The sequence below is a fragment of the Burkholderia sp. Ac-20384 genome (assembly GCF_017104605.1).
Taxonomy (GTDB): domain Bacteria; phylum Pseudomonadota; class Gammaproteobacteria; order Burkholderiales; family Burkholderiaceae; genus Burkholderia; species Burkholderia lata.
On record NZ_JAAGPE010000578.1, the window covers coordinates 1 to 2,389 of the forward strand.

The following is a 2,389-nucleotide window of genomic DNA, read 5'->3' on the forward strand; positions in this document are numbered from 1 at the left end:
TGCCCGGTTCGTGCAGTACGTCGTCGAAGCGCTCGCGCAGCTGCGGCACGTCGATGCGATCTGGCGGCAGCACGAACAGCGCGAGATGCACGCCTTCGCCGTCACCGGCCTCGATCGTCAGTTCTCCGACGCGTCGCTGCGTGCCCGTCATGCGCTCGAAGTTCGCGAGCGACCATGCGGTCTGCTGCGTGAACGCGCGCCGGTACGCGTCGCCATGGAATACGTCGAGCGCGTCCGTCACGTACAGCGCCAGGTATTTGCGCGGGCCGCGATCGGTCGCACGAAAGCGCCGCGCATGCGTGAAGCCGGGAATCGCGACACGTTCCTGCATGTGCTCGCGGTCGTACCACGCGTTGAAATCGGCTTCGTGCGCGGGGTCGATATCCGTCCAGACGCAAAGCTGGCCGTGCGGAAGGGAAAGGCGGGTCATCGCGGGGTTCCTCGTGACGGGGGGATGTCAGGAACCGCAGTTTCCCGAAGACGGGCCGCGCCCGTCCAACAAGAAAACAAATTCGCGGTGAACAGGTTTTCTTATGAGCGGCGCGGACGGTGTTTCGCGGGGGGCGTGGCGGGTGGGGTGGCGGGCGTCGTGCGTTTCGCTTTCGCTTTGGCCGTTGCTTGCGTATCGGTTTTGGTTCTGGTTTTCGTCTTCGTCGCGGGACGGGCGGGTGTCGTGCCCACGCTGCCGGATGTGGCCGGTGCCGCCGGTTTCGCATGGCTCGCGGCCGCCGCCATCGCGCGCGCAACTTCGCTGGCGAGTTCCGCGATGCGCGCGGCGACCGGCAGGCCTTGGCTGCGGTACGTCGCGACGAGCGGCAGCGCGGGGAATTCGGGTTCGACGTCGAGCAGTTCGAGCGCGCCTTCGTGCAGCTCGCGCCCGATGATCGCGGGCGGCAACGCGGCCACGCCGAAGCCGTCGGCGACGAGGCGGATCATCGCCGCGACCGACGTGATGCAGTTGATGCTGGCCGGCCGTTCGACGGCCGCGAACAGCCGCTCGATCGTCGCGTGCGGCCCCGAGTGGCGCGAGAAGCTGATGATCGGGAATTCGGCCAGGCGCGCGACGTCGAGCGGCTGGCCACCGAGCCCGAGGCGCGGGCTGGCCGCCCAGTGCACCGGGAATTCGCACAGCGGCAGGTTCGTGAAATCGGGGCCCGGCACCGGGTCGGTCTGCAGGATCAGGTCGACGCCGTCGGTGCTGAGCAGGCGGATCAGGTGCAGCGTCGTGTCGCTGGTGATCTCGACGTCGAGGCGTGGATAGCGCTCGCGCAGTTGCGCCATCAGCGCGGGGAACCAGCTGTGGACGATCGACTCGATCACGCCGATCCGGATCAGGCCCGCATCGCTTGCCGCATCGATATCGCGGCGCATTTCGCCGTCGAGCCGCACGATCCGCTCCGCGTACGCGAGCATGCGGCGCCCGGCGGGCGTGAGCGTGGCCGAGCGCGTGTTGCGGTCGAACAGGCGCACGTCGAACGCTTCCTCGAGCGACGCGATGCGGCTCGATACGGCGGCCTGCGTCGTATGCAGTTTTTCGGCCGTGAGCCGGAAGTTTTCCAGCTTGGCGAGCCAGACAAAGGTTTCAAGAAACCGGATGTTCATCGACGTTCGAACAGTGGGGCAGTGCCGGGCGGGGCGGCGGGATCGGTCGATGGTAGCGGATTTTCGGGGGCGGGAAACAGGAGGGAAGCAGGCGGGAGGCGCGATGCGCGCGGCGGCGGGGGGGCTTGGACGGTCCGCGTAGGGCAGTTGCGCGACGGGAAACGCCTGCAGGACGATGAGCGTGCAGGGCCGCCCGCGACGCGTGCGTCATGCGGGCGGCGCACCCGCGCGCATCAAAGCTTGTCGAACGCGAGCGTCGGCACGTCGACGACCATCGCGCCACCGTCCGCGACGAGCGTTGCGCCGGTCACGAACGACGCGTCCGGTGATGCAAGGAACGCGCAGACGGCCGCGATTTCGTCCGGGTCGGCCGCGCGCCGCAGCGGCACGTCGGCACTGACGCGCGCATACGCGCCGTCGAGCGTGTCGCCGTGCGCCGACATCAGCGGTGCCATCTCCGCATCGGCCATCGGCGTACGGACCCAGCCGGGACACACCGCATTCGCCCGCACGCCGTGCGGCCCGTAGTCGCGCGCGAGCGACCGGGCGAGCCCGAGCAGCGCGTGCTTGCCGACCGTATAGCCGCACACGCCGGGCCCGGCCGCGAGCGCGGCGATCGACGCGACCAGCACGATGCTGCCGCGCTGCGCGATCAGGTCGGGCAGGCATGCGCGCGCACTCACGAACGCGGTGTCGAGGTTCGCGTGCATAGATCGGAAGCGCGTCGGGTAGGGAAAGAGTGTAAGATACTGTGTAGAGCTCGGGTGTGGCCGTAGCATACAAAACA

General features: G+C 68.7%; 1 protein-coding gene and 2 pseudogenes. All 3 read right to left on the bottom strand.

Annotated features, from left to right (window positions below; genetic code table 11):
• Positions 1-430: pseudogene (locus G3O00_RS41890) on the bottom strand (hypothetical protein); the annotation flags it as partial.
• Positions 431-531: 101 nt separating this feature from the next.
• Positions 532-1,602, bottom strand: coding sequence for a LysR family transcriptional regulator (locus G3O00_RS41895; protein WP_206146514.1), 1,071 nt, complete (start codon positions 1,600-1,602; stop codon positions 532-534).
• 233 nt (positions 1,603-1,835) lie between these two features.
• Positions 1,836-2,324: pseudogene (locus G3O00_RS41900) on the bottom strand (SDR family oxidoreductase); the annotation flags it as partial.
• Positions 2,325-2,389 lie beyond the last annotated feature (65 nt).

What these genes read in the sequence shown, in the direction of transcription:
- G3O00_RS41895 (WP_206146514.1), bottom strand. Translation starts at nt 1,602, where the DNA reads ATGAACATCCGGTTTCTTGAAACCTTTGTCTGGCTCGCCAAGCTGGAA.